This window comes from Paraburkholderia rhizosphaerae (assembly GCF_004366595.1).
GTDB classification, from domain to species: Bacteria; Pseudomonadota; Gammaproteobacteria; order Burkholderiales; family Burkholderiaceae; genus Paraburkholderia; species Paraburkholderia rhizosphaerae.
Genome location: NZ_SORE01000014.1, coordinates 18,277 through 40,804 on the forward strand (window position 1 = coordinate 18,277; position 22,528 = coordinate 40,804).

A 22,528-nucleotide genomic window follows, 5' to 3' on the forward strand; every position below is an offset into this window, starting at 1 on the left:
GTGACCGCCTGTCACAGCCGGCATGAGCTTGATCTAGGCGGATGTGCACGCGCTGGCGTCGCGCCGCCACGCGTACTGCAGTGCATCGGCGATCCGTTGCGCGGCGCGGCCGTCGCCGTACGGATTCGCGATGCGCGTCATCGCCGCGTACGCGTGCGGATCGTCGAGCAACGCGGCGACGCCTGCGACGATCGTGTCGGCGTCCGTGCCGACCAGCCTGACCACGCCCGCATCGACCGCTTCCTGCCGCTCGGTGGTATCGCGCATCACGAGCACGGGCTTGCCGAGCGACGGCGCCTCCTCCTGCACACCGCCGGAGTCCGTCAGAATCAGATCCGCGCGGTCCATCAACCGCACGAACGGCAAGTACTGAAGCGGCTCGATCAGATGCACATTCGCGATGCCGCCAAGCAGCCGGTTCACCGGCTCGCGGACCGCGGGGTTCAGATGAACCGGATAAACGATATCGACCTCCGGCCTCGCGCGCGCAATCCGCGCGAGCGCCGTGCCGATCCGCTCGAAGCCCGCGCCGAAGCTTTCGCGACGGTGGCCGGTCACCAGCAGCGTGCGTCTGCCCGGCGTTAAAGGCGGCAGATGCGCATCCGATGTAGCGGCCAGTTCCGGATTGCGCGCGAGCAATGCGCGCACGTCGAGCAACGCGTCGATCACGGTATTGCCGGTGACCACAATGCGCGAATCGTCGATCCCTTCCGCGAGCAGGTTTCGTCGCGCCCGTTCAGTCGGAGCAAAGTGCAGCGCCGCGAGCGCGCCAGTCAGCTTGCGGTTCGCTTCCTCGGGCCACGGCGACAGCAGATCGCCGGTACGCAAGCCCGCCTCCACATGCCCGACCGGCACACGCTGGTAAAACGCCGCGAGCGAAGACGCGAGCGTGGTCGTCGTGTCGCCATGCACGAGCACAAGATCCGGGCGACAGTCGCGGATCACATCGCGCATGCCGTGCATGATCGATGCGGTGACGTCGTACAGATCCTGGCCGCGCTTCATCACGTTCAGGTCGAAATGCGCACGGATGCAAAAGAGTTCGAGCACCTGATCGAGCATCTCGCGATGCTGTCCGGTCACGCAGACAAAGCAGTCGATGTCCGGTGTGGCGCTCAACCGCTTCACAAGCGGCGCCATCTTGATCGCTTCGGGCCGCGTGCCGAAGACCAGCAACACTCTCTTGTTCATATCCGCTCCAGCGCTGATTGACAGTCCGTTCATGGCGCGACGCTCTCGTACGGCGAGAACCCGCCATACGCGGTTGCGCGTTGCGGCACATCGCACAGCACGATGCCGCTGACCGCGACGCCGGCGCTGCCGAGCAGACGCATCGCGTGGCGCAGTTCGGCGGCCGAATGACGGCCATGGCGCATTGCCAGCAAGGTGGTTCCCGCATGCTTGCCGATCAGCATCGAATCGGTCACCGCGAGCACCGGCGGCGTATCGACGATCACCACGTCGTACGCACCTGAAAATTGTTTGATCGCGAGCGTGAAGCGCTCGTCCATCAGCAGTTCGGCGGGCGTCGCGGTGCTCGTGCCGCGCGACAGCACATCGAGCCCCGGCAGCACCTGCGGTTGCACCGCCCTTTGCGCGGTGGCGCCCGTTAGAAGGTCCGCGAGTCCCGGCTCGCGCGCGACGCCGACATACGATTCGATGCTGCCGCGCCGCAGATCCGCGTCGATCAGCAGTACCCGTTTGCCCGCCGCGGCCAGCACTGCGGCGAGATTCACTGACAGAAACGATTTGCCGACGCCCGGCCGTGGCCCGGTGACCATCACGACGTTGTTGATCGCATCGCCGCCCATGCGGAATTGCAACGCGGTGCGCAAGCTGCGAATGCCCTCGACCGCGACGTCTTGCGGCGCGCTGACCGCGAGCACGGCCAGCACGTTGCGCCCGCTGCGTTGCATACGCTGCAATTTGGCCTGGCGCGCGCTGTGCGAAATCGATGCATAGACCGGCACGCCGGCCGCATGCTCGATATCGATCGTGTGCTCGAGCCCGCCCGTGAGCGAGCGGCGCACAAAGGCCGCGCTGACGCCGAGCGCCAGACCGAGCAACGCGGCAACGCCGATCACCAGCGCCTTGCGCGGCTTGACCGGCTGTTCGGCGGTCACCGCGTAGTCGACGATGCGCGCGCTACCCTGCTGCCCTGCGCGCAGCACACGCAGTTGCTGCGCGCTGTCCATCAGCTTTGTATACAGCACGGTGTTCACTTCGACGTCGCGCTGCAGACCGAGCGCGACCTGCTGCATATCCGGCAGCGCCTTGACCTGCTGCTCGAGGCGGTCCTGCTCGCGCCGCAGGCTCGCGAGTTGCGCGTCGAGCGCGGCAAGCGACGGATGGCCCGCTGCAAAGCGCGGCACAAGTTCGTCGCGTTGCTGTTGCAGCGCGATCATCCTCGCTTTGCCATCGACGATCGAGCGCAACAGCAGCCGCGTCTCTTCCGCGAGGTCGACGGTGCCATGCCGGTTGCGAAACGCGTTATAGCGCTGTTCCGCGCGATCGAGCTCCGCACGCAGCCGCGGCAGTTGCAGATCGAGAAAATCGAGCATCTGCTGCGCCTGAGCCGACTTCAGGTCGACGTTGCGTTGCACGTAGCGCTGCGCGATCGTATTGACGGTCTGCGCGGTTTGCTCGCTGTCGTTGCCTTCCAGCACGATTGAAATCACGCCGGACTGCCGTGCCTTCTCCTTCACGTCGAGCGCGTCTTGCAGTGCTTCGGTGGTCAGTTGACGCGACGCGCGCGCAAGCGTGAACTCGGTGCCCTCACGCGCGACGAACGCCTCGACGTAGACGCGCAGCGGACCGTAGCGCGTCTTGCCGTCGACGGACTCGCCGGTCTCGCCGATCGCGACGACGGTGCCGTTCGGGTCGATCAGCGTGAACGAACGGCCCGCGCCGACACGCAGCGTGAATGGCGTGTCGTATAGCACGGGCGGTACATCGAATTGTTTGACGCGCAGCACCTCGCCGCCCCACGCGAAGCGCCCGAAGCCCCACATCGGCGTGCCGGGCTGGCCCGGCGTCGCGCCGCGTGCGAGCCACGCGCCGATCAGCGGAAAGTAGTGCGGCCGCGCATCGATCTCCAGATGCAGCGTGCGCACCGCATAATCGACCACCTGCCGCGAGCGGATCAGCTCGATCTCCGCCTCGGCGGTTCCCTTGCTGTCGAACAGTGCGGCGAGATCGCCGAGTTTCTCGTTGAGGAGACTCGTGCTGTCGTCGACCTGCACGATCGCGTCGGCCCGATACTTCGGCGCTGCGACAAATGCATAAGTCACGCCGAGCAGAAGCACCGCGACGGTGACCAGTGCGATCAACAACGCGTTCTCGCGCACCACCGCCGCGACCATCGACAGATCGATCTCATCGGGCTCACCGTGCGCATGCACGCCGTAATGGGTTTGCGTAGACATGACTTAGCCGCGCAGTTCACCGATGGCGTGTCGCCAGTCGGTGAGCCCTTGCTCGATCTGTGCGATTGCCAGCTCGAAGATGAATGGATTGCGCCGGTACGGGTCGACTACATCGAAGCCGCCGGCCTCCCCCAGACGCCTGACCTTGGGTTGTGCATCCGGCCACTTGCGCAGCAGCGCGTCGCGTTGTTCGTGCGTCATCGTCAGAATCAGTGCGGCGCCGCGCACGTGCCGCTCCGCAAGCGGCGTTGTCACATGTGTACTCAGATCAAGGCCGCGTTTGGCCATCAGTTGCACGGCAAGCGCATCCGCGCCGCGGCCGGCCGGCGCACGTACGCCGGCCGATGCGACCGCGACGCCCGGCATGCGGCTCGCGAGCAGCGCTTGCGCGACCGGGCTGCGGCACAGGTTGGCCGTGCACACCATCAGCACCCCGCCGCTCATTTGCCCACCACCGCGGCAGTCAGGCCAGCATTGATCGCCGGCAGCAACTGGCTCAGCACGCGGCTAAAGCGCGCAAGCCCGGTGCTATCGACATAGACGACGTCCTTCGGCTGCAGCTCGAACTGGTTCGCGAGCAGCATCGCAACCGGCGAACGCGCGTCGAGGTGATACACGCTGGGCGCGCCCGACAGTGCGCCGCGAATCACATACATCTGCGCGGCGTCGGCCGTCGTCTGGTTCAGGCTGCCAGCCTGCGACAACGCATCGCTCAACGTCAACCGGCCGGTTTTCATCGGCACCGCGGTCGCCGGGCGGTTGATCTCGCCCAACACGTACACGCCGTTCTCGTCGCGCGAAACGACGCGCAGCAGGTCGCCGTCACGCAGCACGATCTTCGCCGGGTTCCTCTGCTGCTCGAACAGTTGCGAAAGATTGACCGGATACGAGCGGCCGTCACGCACCAGCACCATGCGGCTCTGGTCGGCTGCCGTCGTGAAGCCGCCCGCGCGGCTCACTGCTTCGTAAAGCGTCATCGGGATGTCGTTGATCGGCTGCACGCCGGGCGTATGCACTTCGCCATCGACGTAGACGTGTGCGGAACGGAACGAGGCGACGCGCACGGTCACCTGCGGATTGCGGAACACGTTTGCGAGACGCCGCGCGAGACGCTCGCGCGCTTCGTCGGTCTTCAGCCCGGCGACCTGCACGCTGCCCGCATACGGAAACTGAATCGAGCCGGTATCGTCGACGACAAAACCAGCGGGCGCGTCCGCGGCGCGTGCCTGGGTCTGTGGCTGAGCGCCTAGCGCGGCGGCGAGCTCCGGGTGATCCCACACGGTAATCTGCAGCACATCGCCGGCGCCGAGCGTGTACGGGCGGGTCGTCGAAAACAGATCGGGCGCGGCCGTGCTCGCCGCGCCATCGCGCAGCTGCGCGAGCAGCGCCGCGTCGATTTCGTGGATCGGCACGCCGTCGGCGCTGGCTGTACCGGCACGCGTGGCTGCATTCCCTACGTTGCCTGTATCGGCGCGCGAGGCCGCGCTGCCCGCCTGGCCCGGCGCACTCGTGGCATCGCGCGCCATGCGCATGCCCGGCGCGACGGTGCACGCGCACAGCGCGACCGACGCGACTACCACCGACAGTGCGCAACGGACCATGGCCGTTGCGCGCACACCTTTCGATATCCTGCACAACATGAATTGGATTCAGCCGGTTTTTCGCGGCTTGCGTGCTCGTCGGGCCGACATCGGCTCGACCATTGATCACCGGGCAACACGCAATGGAAAAACTGAAAACCTCCCTTTTAAAGAGCCGCCCATCGTAAAAGCGTGCCTCAACCAAGTTCAGCCAATCTCCGAACCGTTTTCGCCACGCACTCATCTCTTTTTTGTCAACGATGGCAACGACGCGCGCCGCCACACGGCGACGCAACGCACCTTCACTGTGCGCGGTGCGTAACGTGCCGAAACACTTTTAACCATCGCTGCCCGCGCGCGGCGGGAACCGTATTGCGCGACACGCAGTCTGTTAAAGCTGCTAATCGCGGCTTGTCGCCCTTCGGATCCGATGTCAAAAACGTCAACCCGTCTTGTCGAACTTGATTTTTTCCGCGGACTGGTGCTGCTCGTGATCGTCGTCGATCACATCGGCGGCAGCATCCTGTCGCGCTTCACACTGCACACGTACGCGTTGTGCGATGCCGCTGAAGTGTTCGTGTTCCTCGGCGGCTTCGCGACGGCGACCGCCTATTGCTCGCTCGCCGCCCGGCACACCGAAGCGGTCGCGCGACAGCGTTTCCTGCGGCGCGGGCTCGAGTTGTATCGCGCGTTTCTGATCACCGCGGTACTGATGCTGGTCGTCACCGCCGCGTTCACCGCGTTGCGCGTGAACGCACCGAACCTCGCCACCACCGATCTCGACGATCTGCTCGACACACCCGCGCCGGTGCTGGGCGACCTTCTGCTGTTCCGGCGCCAGCCTTATCTCGCATCGGTGCTGCCGATGTACACGTTTTTCGCGTTGTCGGTGCCGGCCATCTTGCCACTCGCGCGTAGCAAGCCATGGCGGCTGCTCGCGGGCAGCGTCGCGCTGTGGGCGCTAGCACCCGCGATCGCCAGCAGCCTGCCGATCGCGGATGGCACTCAATGGGACTTCAACCCATGCGCGTGGCAGTTGATGTTCGTGCTCGGCGTGCTGGCGCGGTGCCAGCCGGTGTATGAACGCGCAAGCACGCACCGGCTCGGCTGGCTCGCCACGGTGGCGGCTGTTTGCGTGGTCGCGGCGGGCGCGTACTACAAGCTGTTCGTCGAGAACACGCCGATGGACAGCAGTGTCAAACAGAATCTGTCGTGGCTGCGCATCTCGAACTTCATCGCGATTGCATGGCTCGCCGCGCACCTGGTTCGCATCGGCTGGGCCCGGGTGCTCGCGCAGCGGTTGCCGTGGGTTACCCACATCGGACGGCAAGGGCTGCTATGCTTCGTCGCGGGCACGGTGATCTCGCTGGTCGTCGATTCGCTGCTCTATCAGGCGACGGGCGGCCTCCTCAACGTGCGCCTCGGCCTCGTGGCTGACGCGGTGGCAATCGGTGCGCTGATTGCCGTTGCGAAGGCATCGGCGCCGGTTTCGCGGGTGTTTGCGCTACGGTTCGGCAATACGTCGGGTTAAGCGCGCGCCGGCTGTTCGCTTACGCTACCGTCGTTTTCATCGTCCATGCGCAGACTGTTCCGCCCACTCGCCGACTTGCTGTGTTGTGCCGTAGCGCTCGCCGTCCCTGCTCACGCCGCCTTTGCCGCAAGCAGTGAAACGACCGCGGGTGGCACCCCAAGCTTGACGCTGGCGTCGCCTGCCGCGCAACCCAGTACGGTCGAGAGCCGCTCGTTCCATTCGAATGTGCTGCAGCGTGACTGGTCGTACGTGGTCTACCTGCCGCCCGGATATCATGCGCACGGGCGGCGCTACCCGGTGCTCTATCTGCTGCATGGGAATAACGACGACGCGATGCACTGGGTTACGCAAGGCCGTCTGCAAACCACCGCCGACAGCCTGATCGCACACAAGGACATTCCGCCGGTCGTGATCGTGATGCCGCAAGGCGGCACCGACTGGTATGTCGATCGCAAGGAAAAGATCGAAACCGCGTTCTTCACCGAATTGCTACCGGCCATCGAAGCGCACTATGCGGTCTTTGCAGACCGGAAGAACCGCGTGATCGGCGGTGCATCGATGGGTGGATTCGGCGCGCTGCGCTATGCGATGCTGCGGCCCGAGCAATTTTGCGGCGTGCTGCTGCTAAGCCCCGCGATCTATTCGACCGAGCCGCCGCCGCAATCTGCCGCGCGGCACGTCGGCGTGTTCGGCGAACACGGCTTCGATCCGGAAGTCTGGCACGCGCTGAACTATCCCGCGCTTTGGCAGCACTACGTGAGCCAGCCCTACCGGCTGCCGATGTTCATCGGCGCCGGCGACTACGAACTGGTGATCCAGGCCGAAGCGTCGACGCTATACAAGCGCTGGCGCGAGGCGGGCAACCCGGCGGCGTTGCGCATCATTGGCGGCGGCCATAACTGGGACTTGTGGGCGGTATTGCTGCCCGCCGCGCTCAAATACGCGCTGGCGTGTACACAGCCCGCGTGACCGGACCAAAGCGGAAAGCCAGAGCGACCCAGGCGGAGCCCAGGCGGAACCCAGGCGACATGCCTCCTCACGCGCGACCGCGCAATGACCCGATTGCTCTTATCGGACGAAATCGGTCCATAACACCATCAGGATCGTCATCAGCGCGGGGCCGATAAACACGCCGAGTAATCCGAAGGTTTCCGCGCCGCCAAGGATGCCGAACAGCACGAGCAGAAACGGCAGCCGCGTCGAGTTGCCGATCAGCACCGGCCGCACGAAGTGTTCCGCGATGAATACGACCGCGAAGCCGAATACGACGAGGCCGATCGCGCCAGCGGTGCTGCCTTGCAGAAACAGCCATAAGCCCGCGCCGCAGAACACGACCGGCGCGCAGAACGGCAGCATCGCCGCAATCGCGGTGATCAGCCCGAGCAGCGTCGCATGCGGCACGCCGGTCACCGCGTACGCGATGCCGAGCAGCGCCCCTTCGCCGATCCCGACCACCACCAGCCCCGACACCGTGCCGCGCACGGCCGCCGCCATGCGCTCGGCAATCTGCGCGCTCTGCGCGCCGAACGCGCGGCGCATCCCCTTGAGCACCGCGCCCGACAGGCTCGGCCCCGCCTGAAAAATCACGAACAGCGTGACAAGCGTGAAGCCGAACACCATCAACGCGTGCACGGCCCGGATACCGAAATGCCGGCCGAACGTGACCACCGCGTTGCCATGCAGCCCCTTCATCGCCGGCGACGCCTTCAACGGCTGTCCTAAGTTGGTGTTCCACCATTGCGTGACCTGCTCCGACCCGAACGGCAGATTCGCGATGAAGTCAGGAATCTGAATACCGTTCTGTTCGACGCTGTGCAGCCATACCGCGAGGTCGTGCGCCTCAGCGGCCGCCTGCGCGATGCCGATGCCGACCGGCAGCACGAGCACCAGCGCGATCACGATCGTCAACAGCGTCGCGATGATCGTCGTGCGGCCGTTCAGCCCGGGTTGCCGCTCGAGCTTTCGAAAAAGCGGCCATAGCGAGGTCGCGATCACGCACGCCCATGCGACGGCCGGGATGAAATCGCGCACCACCCATAGCGCCAGCAACACAAGTCCGGTATAGAGCGCGACCGATGCGAAGCGCTGCATCCTGCGGCGACCTTGCATCTCGGCGCCGGGTGGCGGCACGCGTGGCGGGGGCCCCGGAGGAACAGCGGGCGGGCGTGGAATCATATGGCCTCTTCATGTGTTATCGGGTGGCGAGGGCTGTTTGCCGGCATGCGCGAGACGTGCCGCGCGCGCCGGACAAGCCGCCGGTCTGCACATCTTAAAGGACGGGAACGCCCCGCCTGGCGGACCGTGCCGGCTCGCGCGACATACAACAGCGTGTTGCGGTAATGGGATCGATGGGGCGCCGGGCGGTGCTCAGCCCATTAACGCCGTACGGTTAAAAGCTTTCATCTCAATTATTTCGGATCAGGCAACAGTATTTCAACGCCCGCACAATGGCGCTGACGCGCCGACGGGACTACATTCGGGCACACCCGAATTTACGGAGCCGACCATGACGACGTTAGAGTGCGTACCACTGATCGGTGCCAACGGCCTGCGCATCGAGATTCTCGAGCGCTCCGAAAATACGCTGGTCATCCGCTGGGTCGAGCCCGGCAAATGCCACTATGGCGAACAGCGTTGGCGCCGCCGCTCGGCACACACTTCAGGCACGTGCGCAGTATCGCGCCGCAAGATCCGCCGCGGCGACGCGGTGTTCAAACCGGCTGAGCGGCCTGCGCCGCTGAACGCAGCCGCGATGATCGCCGCGGACATCCTGACGAATCTGATCAACGGCGTGTAGCCCGCCAAAACTCCGCGCGAGACGACATCGGGACACTCATCTCTTCATTACTGTTCGTTACAGGAGCGCCCCACATCAGGGCAATGGACGACCACTCGCCGACCCAACACGGCGAGCCGTTATACGAATGCACAGCCGAACGGCAAAACGGCACACATCGTCCCAAACGGCTTTTCGTGACACTACCTGGGTATCCCGAATAGCTCGTCTGTTCGCCTGCGTGGGTCAGCGCACCGAGCGTTGCCGCATATCGCGCCGATCGTCGTTTTTTCGTGCGACACCACGTCACGCAAGCAAATTCGGCCGCTGCTGAATTGAAACCACTCGTTGAACTAGAATGTTGGTGACGCTGCATCGATCAGCCGGACCGGCGAGCAATCGACAGGACCGCAAAACGAGTGCAGCCCGATCCGCCGACGCTTGCAATCGACTTGCAAAAAGCAGTCCCAAGCGCGTCGCAACTCAAACCGGCAGCACGCGGGAGGGTACCTTGTTCAAGCAATGGATACACAGCGCGCACAGCATCTCGCGGGTCGCATTGAGCAATACCCCGCTTTGTGCAGCCGAATTGCTATCGAGCGCGCGCGCGAACACCGGGCTACACGATTTCGGTGCGGAGCCCATTGAAGACGCGCTCGACCAGTTGCAGACCGCAGTCCACGAGGAAGCCGACCTGAACCTGTTCGGCCGCGTATCGACTCACTGGGACAACCTGCGGCTCCTCACGAATCTGCTGATTCTGCGCGACCGGGAACTGGCTGATCCGACCATCCTGCAGCGGCCGGTCACACAGCCTATTTTCGTGCTCGGCATGCCGCGCAGCGGCTCTTCGTTTCTCCACTCACTGCTCGCCGAAGATGGCGCAAGCTTTACGCCGCGCTGCTGGCAAGCAATCTACCCGTATCCGGATCATCCGGCAGCCGGGCGCCGCGCTGGCCCGGGCAAGGTGCAACGCCAGTTCGACTTGTTTCACCGGCTGGCGCCTGAGCTGCGCAACGTTCATCCGTTCGATGCGCTGACACCGCAGGAATGCACCGAGTTCACCGCGCACAGCTTCCGCAGCCTGCGTTTCGAGACCATCTACCATGTGCCGTCGTACAAGCGTTGGGTGCAGCAGGCCGGCCACGTGCAGGGGTATCGCACGCATCGGCGCTTCCTGCAGCATTTGCAAGGCGCGCGCGCGGTACGCTGTGTGCTGAAGTGCCCCGACCATGTATTCGCGATGGAAGCACTGCGCGAGGTGTATCCGGATGCGCGCGTGATCTTCACGCATCGCGATCCGCTGAAGGTGCTGCCGTCGGTCGCGCGGCTCACCGAGGTGTTGCGCCGCCCATTCGCGAAGCGCATCGATACGGATGCGATCGGGCACCAGGTGAGCGCCGACTGGGCAAACGGCGCACAGCAGATCGTCGCGGCGGACAAGCTCGACCTGTGGCCTGAAAAGCACGTGTTTCACGTGCACTACAAGGCGCTCACCGCGGCGCCGCTCGACACGATCCAGCGGATTTACGACCACTTCGGACTCGAGTTCACGCCGTCGTTCCGCGAGCGGCTGCACGAGCATATCGCGCGCAAGCCGGCCGGCGGATATGGCAAGAACGTCTACCGGTTTGCGGACTTCGGGCTGCGGCCCGACGAGGAGCGCGAGCGATATCGCGACTACATCGCGCACTTCGGTATCGATGAAGAAGTCGTCGTCCAGTGATATCCGCTTCTAAAGCCGTCGCCTGACGGGTTCGTGTTTCCCAGTTCGTCAAAGCACCTCGCACCCGCGGACTGTCACGTGGTACAAGCGATTTGCGCGAAAGGATAATCGGCCGGCCGGGCCGGTTATCCGGCGGTATAGGCCGCCACATCCCACTGTATCCTGCCGTCCCTTTCCCCCAAACCAAAGTATTGGAGCGATCGACCATCGTCACGCCGCGGCGTTCGATCGTATCCCTTTACGCAAAGTCGCTCCAAAACTAAATTTCAACCCATCGCAAACGCGATTGCACTACCCGGTCGGCGCAGGACCATCCCTCACGGGCCAGTCCAGTGGTCAAGCGCTGAATGGACCAGCTCCAATGGCCAGCCCGGATGAGCAAGCAAATTTGCGCTGATCACGTTGTAGCGTTTTAGCCGGCTCGATAGCCAGGTTCCGATTTCTTATCCCACTGTTAAGGAGTGCAAGTCATGAACAAGTTCACCGTCGCCGCTGTGCTCGCCGTTGGTCTTCTCGCCGGTCCGGTCGCGTCCTATGCGCAAACGCATGATCCGGTGACCCGTGCCGAAGTGCGTGCGAATCTGATCGCCGTCGAGAAAGCGGGCTACACGCCGTCGGCCGGCGAAGACGTCAACTATCCGGCGGACATCCAGGCAGCCGATGCGAAGATCGCCGCGCAGCAGGACAGCTCGTACGGCGGCGTTGCGCAAGGCACGTCGGCATCGGGCATGAAGAAGCATGGGTCGATGATGCGCTCGAACTGTGTCGGGCCGGTCAGCTTCTGCAACATTTACTTCGGTAGCTGACGCATTCGTTGCGATGAGGGTCCTGTGCGAATCGCGCACGGCACAGGACGCCTCCAGCAAAGGTTGTCCGGTTGTCTCGAACTTGTGCGCAGATGTAGCGCTTTCGCTCCCCCGTTGCAGTTCCCCTCGATACGGATCTACACATGAAACTTTCTACTCTCGCCGCATCGGTTGTCGCATTGTCCGCCTGCCTCTTCGGATCGACCGCCGCGGTTGCGCAAGATGCGCAGCCTGCCAGCGGCCCGGTCAAGAACATCGTGCTCGTGCATGGCGCGTGGGTCGATGGCTCCGGCTGGAAGCCAGTCTATGAAATCCTGACCAGGGACGGCTATCACGTGACGATGGTGCAGGAACCGCTGACGTCGCTCGAAGCCGATGTGGATGCAACCAAACGCGTGCTTGATCTGCAGAACGGGCCGACGATTCTGGTTGGGCATAGCTACGGCGGATCGATCATCACCGAAGCGGGCGTGCATCCGAACGTCGTGGGTCTCGTGTATGTGGCCGCGCATGCGCCGGCGGTGGGCGAGGATGAAGGCACGCTGGGCAAGGGCAAGCCGAGCTTCACCGCGCAGCAGCCGGGGGCTATCAAGAAGACGGCCGATGGTTATACCTACCTGACCCGCGCCGATTTTCCGAAGGATTTCGCCGCCGATTTACCGCTTAACCAGGCGAAGTTCGAGGCACAATCGCAAATCCTGACCGCCGCCCAGGTGTTCACGACGCCGTTGACCGCCGCGGCGTGGACCTCCAAGCCGAGTTGGGGCATCGTCGCGGGCGACGACAAGATCATCAATCCGGACCTGGAGCGCTGGTATTACGCACGCGCGAAGAGCCATACGACGGTGATTCCGGGCGCAAGCCACTCGGTTTATGAATCGCGGCCGCAGCAGGTCGCCGCAGTGATCGAAGATGCGGCGAAGCACGCGCAGAAGTAACAGGCGCGGTTTCTTTCCGATGTAAGCGCGGCGGGTATCGCTGACCCGCACCAACCCGCGAGCGCCCCGAAGCCAACCCGGGGCTGCCGGTCGAAGCCCGCCGCCGATGTTTGACCGTAGTCATTCCCCTTCCTCGTCCCGGACACCCCGCATTGCAGCGTCCGACTGCATGCGTTAAGGTGATCGTCAACGCGCCGCACTGCGGCGCGGTCCGCATCAGCACCCGCACCCGCCCTCACCCTGATTTGCGCCCATTTGCGTCCGGAGACTGCTCATGGCCGACACCGACAACGAAATTCCCCCGCTCGCGCAGGCTATTGCGCCCCAACAGTTCTCGCTCGACGTGCTGCTGGAAAAGTACGCGAAAGGCGACGAACGCACCGCCGACGACGTCTATCGCCGCGTCGCACGCGGCGTGGCAATGGCCGAACCGGAGGCGCTGCGCGCGCAGGTGGAAGAACGTTTCGTCGACAACCTGCGGCATGGCGCGCTTGGCGCGGGCCGCATCATGAGCGCGGCGGGCGCCGGTATCGCGGCGACCCTGATCAACTGTTTCGTGCAACCGGTCGGCGACAGTATTCAGGGCGTCGACGAAGAAGGACTGCCCGGCATCTATGTCGCGCTGCTGCAGGCTGCCGAAACGATGCGGCGCGGCGGCGGGGTCGGCTACAACTTTTCGGCGATCCGCCCGCACGGCGCGCGCGTGCATACGACAAGCTCGTCCGCGTCCGGCCCTTGCAGCTATATCGACGTATTCGATGCGTCGTGCCGCACGGTCGAAAGCGCCGGTTCGCGGCGCGGCGCGCAAATGGCGGTGCTGGACTGCACGCATCCCGACCTGCTCGAATTTATCGAGGCCAAGCATTCGAAGGGCCGCTGGAACAACTTCAATGTGTCGGTAGCCGTGACCGACGAATTCATGCAAGCGGTCGAAAGCGATCTGCCGTGGCAGCTCGTGCATCGCGCGGAACCGTCGCCTTCCATGCGCGCGGCATCCGGCCTGCGGCAACGCGACGATGGGCTATGGGTCTATGGCGAGCGCCGCGCGCGCGACATCTGGGACAGAATCATGCGCTCGACCTACGATGTCGCCGAGCCGGGCATCGTGTTCGTGTCGCGCATGAACGAGGACAACAATCTGCGCGCGATCGAAACGATCCGCGCGACCAATCCGTGCGGCGAGCAGCCGCTGCCGTCGTACGGCTGCTGCAACCTCGGGCCGCTGAATCTGACGCGCTTCGTGATCGACCCGTTCGCGCAGATGAAGCGCGGCACACCGTCGTTCGACTGGGAGGCGCTTGGCGCGCGCACACGCACCCAGGTGCGTTTTCTCGACAACGTACTCGACGTGACGCTGTGGCCACTTGCCGAGCAATACGACGAGTCGCGCGCGAAGCGGCGTATTGGTGTCGGCTTCACCGGCCTCGGCGACACGCTCGTGATGCTCGGCCTGCGTTACGACTCCGCGCAAGGCCGCGAATTTGCCGCGAAGGCCGCGCGCCTGATGCGCGACGAAGCGTACCGCGCGTCGGTCGAACTCGCGCGTGAGCGCGGTGCGTTTCCGCTCTTTAACGCCGCGCAGTATCTCGACGCCGGCACGTTCGCGTCGCGCTTGCCCGACGACATCAAGGATTCGATTCGCCGGCACGGCATCCGCAATAGCCACCTGCTGTCGATCGCGCCGACCGGCACCGTGAGCCTCGCATTCGCCGACAACGCGTCGAATGGCATCGAGCCCGCGTTTTCGTGGACTTATTCGCGGATGAAGGTGATGGCCGACGGCAGCCGTGCGTCGTTTGCGGTCGAAGACCACGCGTATCGGGTCTATCGCGAACTGGGCGGCGACGTCGAGCGTTTGCCCGACTATTTCATCAGCGCGCTCGAGATGTCCGCGCGCGATCACCTCGATATGATGGCCGCGGTGCAGCCGTATATCGACACGTCGATTTCGAAAACCGTGAACGTACCGGCCGACTACCCGTTCGACGCATTCGAAAGCCTGTACTTCGATGCGTGGAAAAGCGGCTTGAAGGGTCTTGCAACTTATCGCCCGAACGAGACGCTTGGCGCGGTGCTGAGCGTCGACACGCCACAGGCATCGGACGCGCTGTCCGGCACCGACATCGACCTCGATCCGCTGCGGATCGCGATCGATCATCGGCCGAAGGGCGAAATGCCGGCGATCATCGAGAAGGTCGAGTATCTGACGCAAGCGGGCAAGAAATCGCTGTATTTAGCGGTGTCGTTCATGCAGGTGACCGGACGCGTCGGCGGCGAAGATGTGACGATCGAGCGGCCCATCGAATTTTTTATCCCTGCCGGGCAACGCGACGAGTCGCAGCAATGGATTACCGCGACCATGCGCTCGTTGTCGCTGGCCGCGCGCGGCGGCTTTGTCGCGCGCAACTTGCAGGACCTGCGCAAGGTGTCGTGGGATCGCGGCCAGGTACGTCTTGGCGACGTGCAGCGGATCGACGGCACGCGTTCGCCCCGCTGGCACGATTCGGAGGTCGCGGCGCTCGCGTATGCGCTACAGCAGATCCTGCACCGGCGTGGTTTTCTCGATGCCGAGGGCAATCAGGTGCCTTCGCGACTGCTTGCGCGGCTGCCGCATACGCATGCGCTAGCGCTGCCGATCTCCGCGAACCTGAACGCGCAGGAAGCCGCGCAAGCCGATGACGATGCTGCTGCACAGGACGAGCCAGCATTGCATGGGCTGAGCACGATGCACGGCCGCAAGTGCGGAACGTGCGGCGCGAACGCGGTGATCCGCAAGGATGGCTGCGATTTCTGCACAGCGTGTGGGGAGATCGGCGCATGCGGGTAGTTGCGCGCCCATCCACAGGACGCGGCGCATACGCTTGCCCCGGTCTGGGGACTCGATGTCACAACGATCGAGCGGGCCAACGCACGCCGCAGCTACGTTGTGCGCGCGGTCGCCCCTCAGAATTTCGGCGAGCAGCAGACGATCGCCGATACGTTCTGCCGCAATGGCCTGCTGCCCGCGGAAGTCCCGACAAAGCAAGCGCCGTACAGGGATTTCACCGCAAAACAGGCGAAGACGATCGGCGGCTAACACGCACGCCGGCTGGCCAAGACCCATTCCGGCGCAGCATGAGTCGCAGCGCTTCGACACGTCACGACAAACTTGCCAATCTAACCGTTATCGCGCGCCGCGACATTCACCGCATGGCGTTGCCGTCAGATTGCGCGAGTACAATACGGCGTCGTCTCGACTCAACGGATAGCGCCCGCCGTCACCGTTGCGGGCAAGCCTTCTCGTCAAGCGTTCATGCACGATCCGTCGAACTCCGCTGCGGGGAAATTTTCGGCGTTGCGCGATCTGGCAACGCCGGGGCGCAGTGTCGCGCCGCGCCTCACCCTGGTCATCGCGGCGTTATGCTGCGTCGTTGTGACGATCGGCGCGGTGCTCTGGGGCGAACGGTATGCGGCCCAGGAAGTCGAGGCGCGCGAAAGTCTGATCGGCCACGACATGGTCGAATCGCTCGACCGCGTGCTCACCACCGTGCGTTCGCAGCGCCGCGACGCACTACGCGAACTGGTCGGCCAAAGCTGCGCGAAAGTCGCGATGCGGCTCGCCGAACTGGAAACGTACGTGCAGTATGTGCGCGGCATTAACCTCGTTGACCACAACCGGCTCTCTTGTTCATCGGTATTCGGACCGATGGATGTGCCGTTATCCGCGTATGTGCCGCCGCGCGATACACCCGAAACGCGCGACATCATCGTCAATCTGCTCGCCGGCACGCCGTTTCAGCCCGGCACGCCGGTCATTTCGATGTTTGAACCCACCGACATCGGCAGCGGCGTGCAGTACACGATCGAAGGCATCTACGTCGCGGATGCGCTCGCGCACGGCATCCGTTATGGCGCGCAGCAGGTCATTCTGCTGATGCCCGGTTCAGGCGTGCTGAACGACAAAGGCGAATTCACTACGGCGATCAAGGCGCCGGACCATGTCGGCACGCGCGTGCACTCGACGCAATGGCCATTTTCAGTTGCCGTGCTCGCATCGGACGGACTCGTCACGGAAATGCGCTGGAAATACGGCCTGCTGTTCGCGGCCGGCGCGATCCTCGTCAATCTGCTGATCGCCGCGATCGCACTGCTTGCGCTCGCGCCCCACCGGCAGTTGCTGGCCGCGGTGCGGCGCGGCCTGCGGCTTGGACAACTATACGTCGTCTATCAGCCGGTGGTCGAGATGGCGACGCGGAAAATCGTCGGCGTCGAAGCGCTGATCCGCTGGACGCATCCGCGTTGGGGCACGGTGAGCCCGTCGGTATTCATGGCGCAGGTCGAGCGCAGTCCGTTGCTGTCGAGCGTCACGCGTTTTGCGCTACGCACCGCGGCTGCCGACATCGCGCAACGCACCGATATCCGCCCGCTGCGCGTCGCGGTGAACGTCGCACCGATGGATCTGCAACGCAAGGACTTCGTTGCCGATGTGTTGGCGATCAACCATGCGCTTCCCTCCGGCGTCACCCTCGTACTTGAACTCACCGAGCGCTTCCTGCTGGAAAAGCAATCGCGCACGCAAGCCGTTTTCGACACGCTGAAAGCGAACGGCGTGTTATTCGCAATCGACGACTTCGGCACGCAGCATAGCAATCTCGATCTGCTTGGGCGCTTTCCGTTCGACTACGTGAAAATCGACGGCCAGTTCGTACGGCAAGTCGACAAAGGCGGCGCCGCGCTGATCAAGGCGATTGCCGCGGTCGCGAAGCATTTCGGCATGGAAGCGATCGCAGAAGGCGTCGAGACCGAGGCGCAGCATGCGGCGCTGCGCGAAGTGGGTGTGCCGTTTGCTCAAGGTTATCTGTATCAACGGCCGGTGCGCGCAAGCGAGCTTTTCGTCGAGCCGGAACCCCACATGACGACGACGCGTCTTTAGCGATGCTTTCGACTGCGGCCGCTTGCAAGGCGCCGCCGTCCGCTAGCGATGAGCCGGATTCAAAACGCATCGCCCGCTGATATCGATGCACGGCAATCGGTCGCTGATACGCGCCATCTTCGCACGGTCTATGCAGGCGACAGGAACAAACGCCGTGCTTTCGCCTATAGTGGCAGCGAACGTCGAAGCGATACGTGTATTACAAAATGCTTCGGCATCGCAACCAACCAACGTACACAACCGTTACAGGAGTTTGTCAGATTATGGAATATCGTCAGCTTGGCCGCTCGGGGCTCATGGTGTCGACCATCACGCTAGGCACGATGACAATGGGCGGTAAAGGCAAGTTCGCGCATGTCGGCAACGTCGGCCTCGATGAAGCACGCCGTCAGATCGACATGTGCATCGATGCAGGCGTCAATCTGATCGACACCGCGGATGTCTACTCGAATGGCGCATCCGAAGAGATCGTCGGCGCCGCGCTCGGCGGCAAACGCAAAGGCGACGTGCTGATCGCGACCAAGGCGCGCTTCGCAATGGGCGACGGGCCGAACGACCGCGGGCTGTCGCGCTATCACCTCGTGCGCGCGTGTGAAGCAAGCCTCAAGCGGCTGAACACCGACGTGATCGACCTGTACCAGGTGCATCAATGGGACGGGCTCACGCCGCTCGAAGAAACGCTCGAGGCACTCGACCTGCTGGTGAGGCAAGGCAAGGTCCGCTATGTCGGATGCTCGAACTACTCGGGCTGGCACCTGATGAAAGCGCTGCACATCAGCGAGCGCGACCGTTTGCCACGCTTTGTGAGCCAACAGATCCATTACACGCTCGAAGCGCGCGAGGCCGAGTATGAACTCGCGCCGATCGCTCAGGATCAAGGCCTCGGCATTCTCGTGTGGAGCCCGCTCGCGGGTGGACTGCTGTCCGGCAAGCATCGCCGCGACACGACGCCGGAAGGCACGCGCCAGCTCGCCGGCTGGACCGAGCCGCCGATCCGCGACGCCGAGCGGCTGTGGAATATCGTCGATGTGCTGGTCGAGGTCGCGGCCGAGCTCGAGGTTTCCGGCGCGCAGGTCGCGCTTGCATGGCTGCTCGGCCGGCCGGCCGTTTCGTCGGTGGTCATCGGCGGGCGCAACGAACAACAGCTGCGTGACAATCTCGGCGCGGCCAACCTCGTGCTGACGGCAGAGCAACGCGCACGCCTCGACGCAGTGAGCCTGCCCCCGCTGATCTATCCGTACTGGCACCAGTCGTGGACGGCAAGCGAGCGCCTCGGCCCCGTGGACCTGTCGCTGATCGGCCCGCATCTGAAGAAAGCGTGAAGCCCGCGCAAACGCAAACTGCGTGAAGTGACATAGACGGACTTCGTCACGGGCCTGCATCCTGCATCGCGATGCAGGCCTCCCGTCCGCGACACGCGGGCATGGCGTTTGCAACCGGGCGTTCATCATGAAGCTCGCCACGTTCAACATCAACGGTATCCGCTCGCGCCTGCCCTCGCTACTAGCGTGGCTGGACAAGGAGCAGCCGGATATCGCGTGCCTGCAGGAACTGAAGGCACCCGATTCCGCGTTTCCCGCGGACGAGCTTCGCGATGCCGGCTACGGCGCGATCTGGCATGGACAGACGTCGTGGAACGGCGTCGCGATTCTCGCGAAAGGCACGACACCGACCGAAACGCGGCGCGGGCTGCCCGGTGGCGACGCCGATACGCACAGCCGCTATATCGAGGCCGCCGTCGATGGATTGCTGGTCGGTTGCCTGTATCTGCCCAACGGCAATCCGCAACCGGGACCGAAGTTCGATTACAAGCTCGCCTGGTTCGAACGCCTGATCGCGTACGCGCAGACGCTTTATGAAAGCGGTCACCCGATCGTGCTCGCAGGCGATTACAACGTCGTCCCGACCGACTTCGATATTTACAACACCCGCTCGTGGTTAAAGGATGCGTTATTGCAGCCGGAGAGCCGCGAGTGCTACACGCGGCTCCTCGCGCAAGGCTGGACCGATGCATTGCGCTCCATCTATCCGGACCAGAAAGTATTCACGTTCTGGGATTACTTCAGGCGGCATTGGGAAACGAACTCGGGGCTGCGTATCGACCATCTGCTGTTGAGCGCGTCCGTCGCGCCCGCGCTGCGCTCGGCAGGCGTCGATACCTGGGTACGCGGCGAGCCGCATGCCAGCGATCATGCGCCTGCATGGATCGAACTGGATCCCGGCAAGCTGTCAGGCAAAGCGGCATCGACTGGCGCAGCGAAAAAAGTGGCGAAAAATGCAGCCGCGCAGGCCAACGAAAAGGCCGGCAAGCATTCCGCTCAAGACATGGCAGACCTCGCCGACCAGGCGCCGCAGACAACCCCAGCCCGGCGCGCACGCAAAACAGCGCCCGTCAAATCCAGCCCGACCGCCGCCGCGAAACGCAAGTCACCGACAGCAGCCCGCAAACCCCACAAGTAGAACCGGCCAACGCGACGCGTGCGGATATGGTATTCATGCAGCACAGCCACTCGCCCGAGCGCGCCACGCCATGACCGACCGCACTGCCCGCCCCCGCCCGCCGATGGCGCGCATCAAACGTCACACGTTGCGCACCGATGATGGACATCGCATCGCCTTCGCGGTCGCGGGCTCCGACACCGGAATACCGATCGTCGTGCTGCACGGTGGACCAGGCAGCGGCACCAATCGCAGCGTGCTCGATCTGTTCGACCTGAACCGCTTTCGCGTGGTCATGATCGATCAACGCGGCGCCGGCGCGTCGCGCCCGACAGGCAGCCTGCGGCGCAACAACACGGGCTGTCTGACCGACGATATCGAAGCTGTGCGAAAACGCCTCGGCATCGACCGTTGGGGTGTGCTCGGGGGTTCCTGGGGTGCGGCGCTCGCACTCGCGTATGCGGGCAGCCATCCGCAAGCGGTGCGGGGCGTGGTGCTGCGAGGGATGTTCCTGACGTCGGCACGCGAAGTCGACGGACTTTTTCTCGCTTCGCGCGGTCGCGCGCCACGCGAATGGCAGGCACTCGTGAAAGCCGCGCGCTGCACGCATCGGCAGCGGCTCTTCGATGCATGCGCAACGATACTGCTCCACTCGTGCAGCCATGCCGCGCAAAGGGCCGTCGCGCTGGCATGGTCACGCTATGAATACGCGGTGCTGATGTCGGCGCACCGCCGGCGCCGCACTCGCGCAACACGCCACAAGCCTGCCGCGGTGCGCAGGCAGATCGCGATGTACCAGGTTCAGTCGCACTATCTGCTGCATCGATGCTGGCTTGGCGAACCGCGCCTGTTGTCGCTTGCGCGCCGTGCCGCGCTGGCCGGCGTACCGATCGCAGCCGCGCATGGCACGCGCGATCCGGTATGTCCGGTGATCAATGTCGAACGCCTCGCGCGAGCCGTGCCACAAGCGCGCATAGAACGGGTCAATGCCGGACATCTCGGTAGCGAACCCACGTTGCGCGACGCGGTGAAACGCGCGATCGAGTCGCTCTGGTCGTGAGGCGCGAAACGCCGAAGCAGGACCGCGAGCAATGCGCGTCTGCGGCTCTGTTCGCTACCGCGACGGCGAGGGACTTACGGATGCGAGTAATCCGGACCGAGGTAGTCGTTATGCGTGGCGGCAGGCGCGCCGGCTTGACCCGATTGCGATGTCCCGCTCGTGGCAGGACCATAACCGGTGCGCTGTGCGGCGCCGTTTTGCGCGACCACCGCTGCTTCGGTGTCCAGCATCCCTGACGGGTAATGTGCGTCACCCTGATCGTAGAGACTCGCGTGTTGCTGCGCCTGCTGGAACTGCGCCAGTTCAGCCTGCACCTGAGCACGCGTGACCGGACCATTGGACTGCGCGAAAGAAACCACTGGGGTAGCGAGCACTGCCGCGAGCGCGACAACCTTAACAAACGATTTCATGGCCGAATTTCTCCCTAAGCCGTTGACCTTGCAGGACAGACACCTCTGTCTGCAACCGTGGAAAAGAGTCTAGCGGCGGGAGGTTTTAGGGTAAACCCTAATCTGGAGAATGGGCCTTTGCCAATTTCGAAGCGAATTATTCCGCGCTTCGAATGTGCATCTTTCTGTTTGCGGAAGCGTAGCGCGTCTGACTTCTAGCGTGTTTCGACAGGTACGAACCGGTTTTCTTCCACGGCTGATGCGGTATGCTTGCGCCTCTTCGTTCAACCCGACAAGCAACGATGTCCGACGAATTCGAAGTTCACGGTCCACACGATCACGCAGTCGAGCATGCAGGCGCGCATTCCAGCGACCCCAGCGCGTCGCGTATCGCGGTGATGACGGCTATCCTCGCCAGCATCGGCGCGATTGCTTCGTACCAGAGCGGCGCGAACGAGAACCTTGCGCTCTTTTACAAGAACGAAGCGGCAATCCGCAAAACCGAAGCGTCCGACCAATGGGCGTACTACCAGGCCAAAGGAGAGAAGCAGAATCTGGCCGAACTGGGCGCCGCGCTGAGCGACCCCGCGTCTGCCGGGCATACGAAGTTCGTCGCTGACGTAAAGCGGTACATCGCCGAGAAGGAGCCGATTCGCGCGAAGGCAGAAGGACTCGAAAACGACGCGAAGAAAGACAACGACGTCAGCGAGTCGCTTCAGCACCAGCATCATCGCTGGGCACAAGCGACGACACTGATCCAGATTTCGATTGCACTCGCCGCGATCACGCTGCTGACGAAGAAGAAGTGGCTGCAGAAGATGACCGCCGGGCTTGCGTTGATCGGTATGGGTGTCTTTGTGGCCGCGTGGCTCGGCGTGTAGTCATTCGCCTGGTTGCTCGCTTAGCTACTTGTGTAGTCACTCGCGTAATCACCGGTTTCGTCTCC

Annotated in this window: 18 protein-coding genes and 2 pseudogenes; 14 read left to right on the plus strand and 6 right to left on the minus strand. The window is 63.9% G+C overall.

From position 1 onward, the window contains the following. Positions 1 to 33 precede the first annotated feature (33 nt). Genes wecB through BX592_RS18975 form a run of 4 tightly spaced genes read right to left on the minus strand, consistent with a single transcriptional unit; the run spans position 34 to position 5,026 of the window. A complete protein-coding gene (wecB, locus tag BX592_RS18960; protein WP_134193349.1) occupies positions 34 to 1,191 on the minus strand; it encodes a non-hydrolyzing UDP-N-acetylglucosamine 2-epimerase in 1,158 nt (385 codons plus the stop codon). A 29-nt stretch (positions 1,192 to 1,220) separates the two neighbouring features. Then, entirely contained in the window at positions 1,221 to 3,425 is a 2,205-nt protein-coding gene (locus tag BX592_RS18965) for a polysaccharide biosynthesis tyrosine autokinase (protein WP_134193350.1), read from the minus strand. A 3-nt stretch (positions 3,426 to 3,428) separates the two neighbouring features. Then, positions 3,429 to 3,869 (minus strand): arsenate reductase/protein-tyrosine-phosphatase family protein, encoded by a 441-nt coding sequence (locus BX592_RS18970; protein WP_134193351.1) that lies wholly within the window; start codon positions 3,867 to 3,869, stop codon positions 3,429 to 3,431. Then, entirely contained in the window at positions 3,866 to 5,026 is a 1,161-nt protein-coding gene (locus tag BX592_RS18975; protein ID WP_243849620.1) for a polysaccharide biosynthesis/export family protein, read from the minus strand. The genes BX592_RS18970 and BX592_RS18975 overlap by 4 nt, the downstream gene beginning before the upstream one ends. Here BX592_RS18975 and BX592_RS18980 point away from each other — a divergent pair. The 3 genes from BX592_RS18980 to BX592_RS18990 all read left to right on the plus strand — a co-directional run bounded on the left by BX592_RS18980 (position 5,025) and on the right by BX592_RS18990 (position 7,505). After that, entirely contained in the window at positions 5,025 to 5,327 is a 303-nt protein-coding gene (locus BX592_RS18980; protein ID WP_166676399.1) for a hypothetical protein, read from the plus strand. The two genes, BX592_RS18975 and BX592_RS18980, sit on opposite strands and share 2 nt — an antisense overlap. Before the next feature lie 108 nt (positions 5,328 to 5,435). Next, complete coding sequence (locus BX592_RS18985) at positions 5,436 to 6,536, plus strand: OpgC domain-containing protein (RefSeq protein WP_134193354.1); 1,101 nt, start codon at positions 5,436 to 5,438, stop codon at positions 6,534 to 6,536. Positions 6,537 to 6,581: 45 nt separating this feature from the next. After that, complete coding sequence (locus BX592_RS18990; protein ID WP_134193355.1) at positions 6,582 to 7,505, plus strand: alpha/beta hydrolase; 924 nt, start codon at positions 6,582 to 6,584, stop codon at positions 7,503 to 7,505. Between the two features lie 99 nt (positions 7,506 to 7,604). Here BX592_RS18990 and BX592_RS18995 read toward each other — a convergent pair whose 3' ends face one another. Beyond that, entirely contained in the window at positions 7,605 to 8,711 is a 1,107-nt protein-coding gene (locus BX592_RS18995) for an AI-2E family transporter (protein ID WP_134193356.1), read from the minus strand. 331 nt (positions 8,712 to 9,042) lie between these two features. On the opposite strand from BX592_RS18995, the gene BX592_RS19000 reads away from it, so the two are divergent. From BX592_RS19000 to BX592_RS19045, 10 genes and pseudogenes are all read left to right on the plus strand, one after another. Continuing rightward, positions 9,043 to 9,333, plus strand: coding sequence for a DUF3331 domain-containing protein (locus BX592_RS19000; RefSeq protein WP_134193357.1), 291 nt, complete (start codon positions 9,043 to 9,045; stop codon positions 9,331 to 9,333). 490 nt (positions 9,334 to 9,823) lie between these two features. After that, positions 9,824 to 11,038, plus strand: coding sequence for a sulfotransferase family protein (locus tag BX592_RS19005; protein ID WP_166676401.1), 1,215 nt, complete (start codon positions 9,824 to 9,826; stop codon positions 11,036 to 11,038). Positions 11,039 to 11,508: 470 nt separating this feature from the next. After that, positions 11,509 to 11,844, plus strand: a complete 336-nt coding sequence (locus BX592_RS19010) for a DUF4148 domain-containing protein (protein WP_134193359.1) — start codon at positions 11,509 to 11,511, stop codon at positions 11,842 to 11,844. Positions 11,845 to 11,987: 143 nt separating this feature from the next. Further along, complete coding sequence (locus BX592_RS19015; RefSeq protein WP_134193360.1) at positions 11,988 to 12,782, plus strand: alpha/beta hydrolase; 795 nt, start codon at positions 11,988 to 11,990, stop codon at positions 12,780 to 12,782. 274 nt (positions 12,783 to 13,056) lie between these two features. After that, positions 13,057 to 15,609 (plus strand): adenosylcobalamin-dependent ribonucleoside-diphosphate reductase, encoded by a 2,553-nt coding sequence (locus tag BX592_RS19020; RefSeq protein ID WP_134193361.1) that lies wholly within the window; start codon positions 13,057 to 13,059, stop codon positions 15,607 to 15,609. Next, a pseudogene (locus tag BX592_RS19025) lies at positions 15,610 to 15,858 on the plus strand (aliphatic sulfonate ABC transporter substrate-binding protein); the annotation flags it as partial. 216 nt (positions 15,859 to 16,074) lie between these two features. Further along, positions 16,075 to 17,694, plus strand: a complete 1,620-nt coding sequence (locus BX592_RS19030) for an EAL domain-containing protein (RefSeq protein ID WP_134193362.1) — start codon at positions 16,075 to 16,077, stop codon at positions 17,692 to 17,694. 263 nt (positions 17,695 to 17,957) lie between these two features. Beyond that, entirely contained in the window at positions 17,958 to 19,016 is a 1,059-nt protein-coding gene (locus tag BX592_RS19035) for an aldo/keto reductase (protein WP_134193363.1), read from the plus strand. 127 nt (positions 19,017 to 19,143) lie between these two features. Continuing rightward, positions 19,144 to 19,947, plus strand: a pseudogene (locus tag BX592_RS19040) (exodeoxyribonuclease III); the annotation flags it as partial. A gap of 277 nt (positions 19,948 to 20,224) precedes the next feature. Further along, the gene (locus tag BX592_RS19045) at positions 20,225 to 21,193 is read left to right on the plus strand and encodes an alpha/beta fold hydrolase (RefSeq protein ID WP_134193365.1); all 969 of its coding nucleotides are present in this window, start codon (positions 20,225 to 20,227) and stop codon (positions 21,191 to 21,193) included. Positions 21,194 to 21,267: 74 nt separating this feature from the next. On the opposite strand, the gene BX592_RS19050 is transcribed toward BX592_RS19045, so the two are convergent. Further along, on the minus strand, positions 21,268 to 21,603 hold the full coding sequence (locus BX592_RS19050; RefSeq protein ID WP_134193366.1) for a DUF4148 domain-containing protein: 336 nt from the start codon (positions 21,601 to 21,603) through the stop codon (positions 21,268 to 21,270). Positions 21,604 to 21,884: 281 nt separating this feature from the next. On the opposite strand from BX592_RS19050, the gene BX592_RS19055 reads away from it, so the two are divergent. Further along, a complete protein-coding gene (locus tag BX592_RS19055; RefSeq protein WP_134193367.1) occupies positions 21,885 to 22,463 on the plus strand; it encodes a DUF4337 domain-containing protein in 579 nt (192 codons plus the stop codon). Positions 22,464 to 22,528 lie beyond the last annotated feature (65 nt).

Coding starts and splice junctions, on each gene's coding strand:
- wecB (WP_134193349.1), bottom strand. CDS start 1,191: ATGAACAAGAGAGTGTTGCTGGTCTTCGGCACGCGGCCCGAAGCGATC.
- BX592_RS18965 (WP_134193350.1), bottom strand. CDS start 3,425: ATGTCTACGCAAACCCATTACGGCGTGCATGCGCACGGTGAGCCCGAT.
- BX592_RS18970 (WP_134193351.1), bottom strand. CDS start 3,869: ATGAGCGGCGGGGTGCTGATGGTGTGCACGGCCAACCTGTGCCGCAGC.
- BX592_RS18980 (WP_166676399.1), top strand. CDS start 5,025: ATGGCCGTTGCGCGCACACCTTTCGATATCCTGCACAACATGAATTGG.
- BX592_RS18975 (WP_243849620.1), bottom strand. CDS start 5,026: ATGGTCCGTTGCGCACTGTCGGTGGTAGTCGCGTCGGTCGCGCTGTGC.
- BX592_RS18985 (WP_134193354.1), top strand. CDS start 5,436: ATGTCAAAAACGTCAACCCGTCTTGTCGAACTTGATTTTTTCCGCGGA.
- BX592_RS18990 (WP_134193355.1), top strand. CDS start 6,582: ATGCGCAGACTGTTCCGCCCACTCGCCGACTTGCTGTGTTGTGCCGTA.
- BX592_RS18995 (WP_134193356.1), bottom strand. CDS start 8,711: ATGATTCCACGCCCGCCCGCTGTTCCTCCGGGGCCCCCGCCACGCGTG.
- BX592_RS19000 (WP_134193357.1), top strand. CDS start 9,043: ATGACGACGTTAGAGTGCGTACCACTGATCGGTGCCAACGGCCTGCGC.
- BX592_RS19010 (WP_134193359.1), top strand. CDS start 11,509: ATGAACAAGTTCACCGTCGCCGCTGTGCTCGCCGTTGGTCTTCTCGCC.
- BX592_RS19015 (WP_134193360.1), top strand. CDS start 11,988: ATGAAACTTTCTACTCTCGCCGCATCGGTTGTCGCATTGTCCGCCTGC.
- BX592_RS19020 (WP_134193361.1), top strand. CDS start 13,057: ATGGCCGACACCGACAACGAAATTCCCCCGCTCGCGCAGGCTATTGCG.
- BX592_RS19030 (WP_134193362.1), top strand. CDS start 16,075: ATGCACGATCCGTCGAACTCCGCTGCGGGGAAATTTTCGGCGTTGCGC.
- BX592_RS19035 (WP_134193363.1), top strand. CDS start 17,958: ATGGAATATCGTCAGCTTGGCCGCTCGGGGCTCATGGTGTCGACCATC.
- BX592_RS19045 (WP_134193365.1), top strand. CDS start 20,225: ATGACCGACCGCACTGCCCGCCCCCGCCCGCCGATGGCGCGCATCAAA.
- BX592_RS19050 (WP_134193366.1), bottom strand. CDS start 21,603: ATGAAATCGTTTGTTAAGGTTGTCGCGCTCGCGGCAGTGCTCGCTACC.
- BX592_RS19055 (WP_134193367.1), top strand. CDS start 21,885: ATGTCCGACGAATTCGAAGTTCACGGTCCACACGATCACGCAGTCGAG.